Origin of the sequence: Plantactinospora sp. B5E13 (assembly GCF_039871775.1) — a bacterium.
GTDB lineage: Bacteria > Actinomycetota > Actinomycetes > Mycobacteriales > Micromonosporaceae > Plantactinospora.
In genome coordinates this window covers 1-6,912 of record NZ_JBDPLT010000092.1, presented here as the reverse complement: position 1 = coordinate 6,912, position 6,912 = coordinate 1, and the positions used below count along the sequence as shown (strand labels likewise).

Annotated in this window: 7 protein-coding genes and 1 pseudogene; 2 read left to right on the top strand and 6 right to left on the bottom strand. The window is 67.9% G+C overall.

What is annotated here, in order from left to right; translation table 11 throughout:
* Positions 1–525 precede the first annotated feature (525 nt).
* Both ABGB05_RS36710 and ABGB05_RS36705 read left to right on the top strand, forming a co-directional pair.
* Positions 526–1,101, top strand: coding sequence for an MFS transporter (locus tag ABGB05_RS36710; protein WP_347658641.1), 576 nt, complete (start codon positions 526–528; stop codon positions 1,099–1,101).
* Between the two features lie 127 nt (positions 1,102–1,228).
* Entirely contained in the window at positions 1,229–2,638 is a 1,410-nt protein-coding gene (locus tag ABGB05_RS36705) for an NF041680 family putative transposase (RefSeq protein WP_347658642.1), read from the top strand.
* On the opposite strand, the gene ABGB05_RS36700 is transcribed toward ABGB05_RS36705, so the two are convergent.
* From ABGB05_RS36700 to ABGB05_RS36675, 6 genes and pseudogenes are all read right to left on the bottom strand, one after another.
* Positions 2,610–3,401: a TnsA-like heteromeric transposase endonuclease subunit gene (locus tag ABGB05_RS36700; RefSeq protein WP_347658639.1), complete on the bottom strand. Its 792-nt coding sequence runs from the start codon at positions 3,399–3,401 to the stop codon at positions 2,610–2,612. The genes ABGB05_RS36705 and ABGB05_RS36700 overlap by 29 nt on opposite strands.
* A gap of 160 nt (positions 3,402–3,561) precedes the next feature.
* Positions 3,562–4,326, bottom strand: a complete 765-nt coding sequence (locus ABGB05_RS36695; protein WP_347658638.1) for an SDR family NAD(P)-dependent oxidoreductase — start codon at positions 4,324–4,326, stop codon at positions 3,562–3,564.
* A 31-nt stretch (positions 4,327–4,357) separates the two neighbouring features.
* A complete protein-coding gene (locus tag ABGB05_RS36690) occupies positions 4,358–4,798 on the bottom strand; it encodes a MarR family transcriptional regulator (RefSeq protein WP_347658637.1) in 441 nt (146 codons plus the stop codon).
* A complete protein-coding gene (locus ABGB05_RS36685; RefSeq protein ID WP_347658636.1) occupies positions 4,795–5,364 on the bottom strand; it encodes an NAD(P)H-dependent oxidoreductase in 570 nt (189 codons plus the stop codon). The genes ABGB05_RS36690 and ABGB05_RS36685 overlap by 4 nt, the downstream gene beginning before the upstream one ends.
* Positions 5,365–6,003: 639 nt before the next feature.
* Positions 6,004–6,669, bottom strand: a complete 666-nt coding sequence (locus ABGB05_RS36680) for a tyrosine-type recombinase/integrase (protein WP_347658635.1) — start codon at positions 6,667–6,669, stop codon at positions 6,004–6,006.
* 123 nt (positions 6,670–6,792) lie between these two features.
* Positions 6,793–6,912: pseudogene (locus ABGB05_RS36675) on the bottom strand (IS630 family transposase); the annotation flags it as partial.

Sequence of the window (6,912 nt, the reverse complement as noted above, 5' to 3'; positions counted from 1 at the left end):
TCTACGAACACGTACAGTGCAGTCAGAAGGGTGTCGATGTCGGCAGTCACGAGCAGACAACGACACCCTTCCCTGTATCGATACGCCAAGTCCCCCACCAGGCCAGATTTAGGACTCAATCATCTAGGCACCAACATGGGCGTCCGGCCTGCCGGGCGGAGCCGGCCAGGAACCCGGGGACCCGGCCAAGGCCGCGGCCGCCATCCTCACCGCGCTGGACGCCGACGAACCGCCGCTGCGTCTGCCACTGGGCAACGACGCCACCGACGCGATCATCGACCACCTCGACCGTGCCCGCACCGAACTCCAATCCTGGGAAAAGCTCACCCGCTCCACCGACTTCGACAACTGACGGCCCTCCGGCCGCCCCGCCTTTCGTCCCGCCGCCGTCCCCGCGCCCGGCGCGGCGGCGGGGACCTGTCGCGCGCGAGGCGCGGCCTCCCGTTGCAGGCCGGTTTGTCCAGGTGGCCGCCATCGCCCCCCGTACCGGTCACGTACCTCCCCGAACGTCTCAGGAGTGCCCTCATGAGATCGCTGCAAGCGTCCTCCATCGCCTCCCGCACTGCAGGCCCGGCCCGGGGCGGGTCCCCCGTAGTGCTTGGCGCCGCCATGCTGGGCTTCTTCCTTATCTCGCTGGACGCACTGATCGTCACCGTCGCCCTGCCCGACATCGGCCGCAGCCTTGGCGGCGGCATGTCCGGGCTGCAGTGGGTGGTGGACGGCTACACCCTCGTCTTCGCCGCCCTGATGCTCTCTGCCGGCGCAGTGTCCGACCGCATCGGCGCCCGGCGGGCGTACGGCGGCGGGCTGGTCCTCTTCGCGCTGGCCTCGGCCGCCTGCGGGCTGGCACCCGGCCTCGGCGTGCTGGTGGCCGCCCGTCTCGTGCCGGGCGGTGCGGCCGCGGTAATGATGCCGGCGTCGCTGGCCCTGGTCCGGCAGGGCTTTCCCGACCAGGCCAAGCGGGCGCGGGCGATCGCCGTGTGGACCGTGGGCGGGGCCGTCGCGGTGGCGGCCGGGCCGGTCCTAGCTTGTTCTTTAACCTCGGCCGTTGGCGCTCGGTTCGGTCCTGGGTGGACTTCGGCGTGTCGGTGCTCGACGTGAGGCGGCCACCGTCTGATGATCTTCCGGTTCCTGGCAGAACATGAAGATCAAGGCGGTGGCCGTGGCCACGATTCTGGACTACCTGGGCGGTCTGGTGCTACCCGGCACTCCGGCGGCCGGGTCAGCGATTGATCCGGCGAAGGTGTTGGCGGATTTCCGTCGGGACCTCTACGGCTGCCTGACCGCCCGGGCGGACGCGTTGTTCGAGTTGACTGACGCGGTCCTGTGCACCGACGGGCCGGTACACAGCCTGGTCGATCTGTCGCTTGCGGCGGAGCACCGGCGGGGGCACGGCGCCTTGTACGACGGGTTGAACGGCGGCCGGATCGACATCGGCCGGCTACGGGTGAGGCTGGCCGGCCTGCCACTTCCGAGGACCACAGACGGGCGGATCGTCCTGGCCGTCGATGTCAGTAACTGGCTACGCCCGGACGCGTCGACCTCGCCCGACCGGCTGTTCTGCCACGTCTACGGTCGGGCGAAGGGGCAGGCCCAGATGATTCCTGGATGGCCGTACTCGTTCGTCGCCGCGTTGGAGTCCGGCCGCACCTCCTGGACACAGGTCCTGGACGCGGTACGACTCGGTCCGACCGACGACGCCACCGCCGTGACCGCCGACCAGCTACGCGGCGTCGTGGACCACCTCGTCGAGGCCGGGCACTGGCGCACCGGCGACCCACCGATTCTGATCGTCGCCGACACCGGCTACGACATCACCCGACTCGCCTGGGTCCTGGCCGACCTACCTGTTGTGCTGCTGGGCCGTATCCGCTCCGACCGGGTACTACGACTACCGAAGCCACCCCGACCAGAGGCAGCGATCGGACGGCCGCCCAAACACGGACCCGAGTTCCGCCTGGACGACCCGGACACCTGGCCGGCGCCGCAGCACCAGACCACCACCGAGACCACCCGCTACGGCACCGCCAACACCGCCAGCTGGGACCGGCTGCACCCACGGCTGACCCGCCGCACCTGCTGGATCGACCATGGCGCTGACCTGCCAGTCATCGAGGGCACCCTCATCCGGCTACAGGTTGACCATCTGCCCGGCGACCGGAACCCGAAACCGGTATGGCTGTGGTGCTCCGAGATCGGCGCGGGTGAGGCCGATCTCGACCGGTGGTGGCAGTCGTTCCTACGCCGCTTCGACCTGGAACACACGTTCCGCCTGTTCAAACAGACCCTGGGCTGGACGCGTCCGAGGATCCGCACACCCGATGCCGCCGACCGCTGGACTTGGCTGATCATCACCGCCTACACACAACTCCGCCTCGCCCGGCCCCTCGCCGCCGACCTGCGCCGCCCGTGGGAACGACCCACCGGGCAAGACCGGCTGACCCCCGCCCGGGTCCGCCGAGGGTTTCGGAACCTCCGCGCGACCAGCGCTCTGCCCACCGGCGCACCGAAACCCGCGCGACCAGGCCCCGGACGTCCACCAGGCTCACGAAACCGTAAACCAGCGCCCCGGCATGACGTCGGGAAAACCGTCAAGCGTGACCGGACGATCACCGCCCGGAAACAACGCATAGCTTAAAAAACAAGCCTAAGCCACGCCCATCACCGGCCGCGCTGCGGACCACCGTCCGGTCGCCCAGCACCAACGACAGGTCCACCACCAACTCACCCCGCCAGATCAGGTGGAACAGCACGGGCAGCACCGCGATCGGATCCCCGACCAGTTCGGCGCCTTCCATCAACGCCCGCGGCCGCGCGAACACCTCTCGCAGCCGGCCCGCGACCTGCTCATCGAAGCAGCGAGGATGCTGGTACCCGGCTAGCCACCGCAGGTTCCCCGCGACCAGCGGATCCAGCACGTCCCACACCACGTAGTCCCAGCCCAGCAGCCGACACGCCTGCCCGGTCACGGTGAACGCGGCGACATCGCGGTCCCGGACCCGCGTACCCGGCCGGGAGTCCACCACCACCGCCCCGCCATCGGCGAGCCGGGCGAAGAAGTCCGGCGCGTGCCGACGCTCGGCCCGGTCCTCACCCCGCCACAGCAGCCAAAACGGCTGGGAGGCGATCCCGACCACCGCCCGGTCGAAGTCCAGCGCCACCAGGTGGTCCCGCTCGACCCACGACTCGTACCCGACGTGCCGGCGCATCGTCGCCGACCAGTACAGGCCCGGGTAGTGCCGCTGCCCCCGGTACGAGGGGAACCGGCGCACCGGCCGACCCCACTCCAACCCGACCCCGGCCAGTCGATCCCACCCGACCCGCGACTCCACCCCATCGGCGTCGACGTAGACCGCCTCAAATTCGCCGCCCGGCCGGGCTTCCACAAGCGACTTAGACATCACGCCGCACATCATCCTGGCTGTTGAATGTCAGTGCCAGAGCTGGCCAGGGGCTGCGCTGGTCGACCTGGAGTGAGGCCAACTCCACTGAGATTGATCACGTCTGTGGTCTCAGTGGAGTTGGCCTTTGGGTGCTGTGGGGGCTCGGATCCGGTGGTGGTCAGCCTGGGCTGAGGAAGTGGCCGTCGGTGCGGATGGCTTCGCCGGTGGTGTTGGTGTTGGCGGCGGAGCAGAGGAAGACGATCATGCGGGCGACGTCGTCGGGGTGGGTGACCTGCCGGGTCGCGGCGGCTTCTCGGGCCTTGTCGATGAGTTGCGGTGGCATCTGCTTGTCAGCGGGGGTGAAGCCGGGCATGACGACGTTGGTGAGGATGCCGGCGGCGGCCAGTTCCCGGGACATGACACGGGTAAGACCGTGCAGCCCTGCCTTCGCGGCGACGTAGGACACGTTGCCGGGGAAGCCGTCCTCGACCAGGCCGGTGGAGACATTGACGATACGACCCCAACCGCGTTCACGCATGTCACCGACGACCGCGCGGGCCAGGAGGTAGGGGCCGACGAGGTTGGCGTTGACCGATGAGATGACGCGTTGGGGCGGCGCGGTCTCGAACAGCTCCCCCGGCTCCGGCCAGGACGGCCACTGCACCGCGTTGTTGACCAGGACGTCGATCGGGCCGAGTTCCTGTCGGGCATTTTCGACCGCTGCCTGCAGCGAGTCGGATTGGTCAAGGTCGAGTGGCCAGGCCATCGCGTGCGCGCCGCGCTGTTGAGCCAACGCGACGGTTTCGTCGGCCGCTTCCCGGTTGGTGTGGTAGCCGACGGCGATCTGTGCTTTCTCGTCGGCGAAGGCCAGCGCGGTGGCCTTACCAATGGCTGAGCTCGCGCCGGTTACCAGTACGACCTTGCCGGCCAGACCGAGTTCCATGTTTCTCCCGTGGTTGATGGGCTTGCGCTGTTCAGGCGAGGTTGTCGTGGATCTTTTGCAACAGGCGGGTGAGCTGTTCGGTCTCGGACTGGGTGAGTCCGTTCGTGGCTGCGGCCTCGGCATCCGCCCAGGCGGCGAGGATGGCCTCGACCACGGCTTGGCCCTGTTCGGTGAGCCGTAGCCGGATCACCCGGCGGTCATGCGGGTCGGGAGTGCGTTCGACGAATCCGGTGCGCTCCATGCGAGTGGTCGCCTTGGCAATGGTGGGTTGTTCCATGCCGATGCGCCCGACCAGTTCCGCCTGGGTGGTGCCCGGATGCTGATGAATGTCGATGATGAGAAGTTCCTGGCCCAGGTGCAGACCCAGTTGTGTCATCCGGTGCTGCATCTCGTTGCGGTGCGCTCTGGTGGCCAGGGCAAGCGCGTAGCCGACGGGACCCGTGGCCGCGGCGATCTCGCGGCCGGCGGTCATGTCGAGGCCAGCTGGTGGGCGTCGCTAACCCGGCTGAGTACCCGCTGCCACAGTTCGGAGATCTCACGCAGCGGGTCCTCGCCGATGAGAGTGCCGTTGTTGTCGAAATAGCTATGCGCTGACCCGATCGCCACGTTGAGATCGGTGATGACCTCGGCGCCGGCACGATGCAGGAACTCGGCCAGTTGCAGCTGGGCGAAGGCGCCACCGAACCTCTGCGGTGACGCGCTCATCAGTGCCACCGGCTTGCCGACCAGCGGCCGGGGCGGTGCCAGGATTGACAGCCAGTCGACTACGTCTTTCAGACCGCCCGGGATGCTTCGGTTCAGTTCAGGTGTCACCAACAGCAGAACGTCAGCGGCCGATACGCGTTCGCGCAGCGTGCTGACGGTCGCCGGGAACGGTTGCCCGCGGGTCGCGTCAACGCGGGGGAGGTGGGCGTAGTCGTCCCACATCTCCACCTTGAACGGGTCACCAGCCAGATCTTGCGCGGCCCGCAGGAGCGCCCGGTTGAGGGACTCCTCCCGGGTGCTCCCGCAGATCGCCAACACGTCGATTTGCTCCATAGCCGGCAATGTTATAGCCGGCTATGGAGATTTCCAAACGGCCCAGCCAGGGAGGCCCCCGAGCCTCCCCAGCGAAGCGAGATCCACTGAGGCCGAACCAGATCTCGGCAAAAAACTGAGAACCGGCCACCTTCAACGAGACCCAACACTGCTGGCCAACTTGATTGAGAAACTGGCCACCCCTGCGGCCAGGACGACTGAGAAGCGGTCAACTCGATCGAGAACTGACACTCGTCGCGCAGCCGTAAGAAACGCCCCAACCGGTCGTAGCGCGGCTCAATTATCGGATTGCGATTACCGGTAATCCAATAATTGAGCCCCCGGCCCCTGATCTGCCGGAGTCGGAGCACGGGAAGGGGAGCACCATAATGACGATTATTTGGCGTAAAGGCTCAGGCTGGTGTGCAACGGCCGGCGGCGTACCCGTAACCCGGCCCGTCTGAAACGACACCAAAACGTCAGTGGTCCACGACACGATCTGTCAGTAGGAACGACAGGATTCGTCAGTGGGTACGACACGTTTCGTCAGCGCTTCGATCTGGTAGCGCAGTCCGCGCGTTGCTGGCACACAGGCAGGAGCGGCCTGCCCCTCCTTGGAGTAGCGGTAGGAGACCTGTAACGAGCCGCCGAACCGGGGAATCAGCCGGTAGGGGCGAGAGTGGCGCCGACGAGGTAGGTGGCGTCGCGGTTCAGGTTGCGCCGGTCGCGGTCGTAGCGGCGGGTGGTGGTGGGGCTGGCGTGGCCGAGCGCGTCCTGCAGGTCACGGAGGTTCCCACCGGCGTCAAGGTAGATGGTGGCAAAGGAGTGCCGGAGCGAGTGTGGGGACAGATGCTGCCAGCTGGGAATCTGGGCTGCCTTGGCGAGCCGGCGCACCAGGCGGAACAGGGCGGGCTGGTCGAGACGTCGTCCGCTGCTGGTGGTCAATAGGGGTCCGGTTAGCTGCTCGGGTGTGATGGCCGCCGCTGCGGCGCGATGGGTTAGATACGTGTCCAGGACGGCGGCGGTGTCCGGATGCACCGCCCGGGTCATGCGGCGGTTGCCCTTGGCGGTGATACGCAGGATCCGGGGGTGGCCGCGGTCGTGACCGTAGTGAGTGACGTCGAGGGGGCATACCTCGGCCACTCGGAGGCCGACCTCCAGCAGCAGCCGGATGATCGCGCGGGTGCGGAGGGCGGCCGGATGCCGCTCGGTGTCGGCTGCCGCGATCAGCGCGCGAGCCTGGACGGCGGTCAGTCCCGTCGTGGCCGAGTGATGCGCGTCGACGGTGGGCCGGCGCACTGCGGCGATCGGGTTGCGGGCTGCCAAGTTCTCGTCGAGGGACAGCAGGTAGCGGTACCAACTGGAAACGGTGGCCAGGGCGCGGGCCCGGGAGGAGGCTGCCAGCGGACGGCCAGTCGCCGGTGAGGGCGTGGTGGCTAGTGTCCTGTCTCAGTTTTGGCTTGCCGCTTGCTGGAGAGCGACTCGTCCACGTCGGACCTTGGCCAGGATTGATTCGGCGGTGGCGGTCCAGACGAATGGTTTCGGGTCGTCGTTGTGCACGCGTAGGTA

What these genes read in the sequence shown, in the direction of transcription:
- ABGB05_RS36710 (WP_347658641.1), top strand. Translation starts at nt 526, where the DNA reads ATGAGATCGCTGCAAGCGTCCTCCATCGCCTCCCGCACTGCAGGCCCG.
- ABGB05_RS36700 (WP_347658639.1), bottom strand. Translation starts at nt 3,401, where the DNA reads ATGTCTAAGTCGCTTGTGGAAGCCCGGCCGGGCGGCGAATTTGAGGCG.
- ABGB05_RS36695 (WP_347658638.1), bottom strand. Translation starts at nt 4,326, where the DNA reads ATGGAACTCGGTCTGGCCGGCAAGGTCGTACTGGTAACCGGCGCGAGC.
- ABGB05_RS36690 (WP_347658637.1), bottom strand. Translation starts at nt 4,798, where the DNA reads ATGACCGCCGGCCGCGAGATCGCCGCGGCCACGGGTCCCGTCGGCTAC.
- ABGB05_RS36685 (WP_347658636.1), bottom strand. Translation starts at nt 5,364, where the DNA reads ATGGAGCAAATCGACGTGTTGGCGATCTGCGGGAGCACCCGGGAGGAG.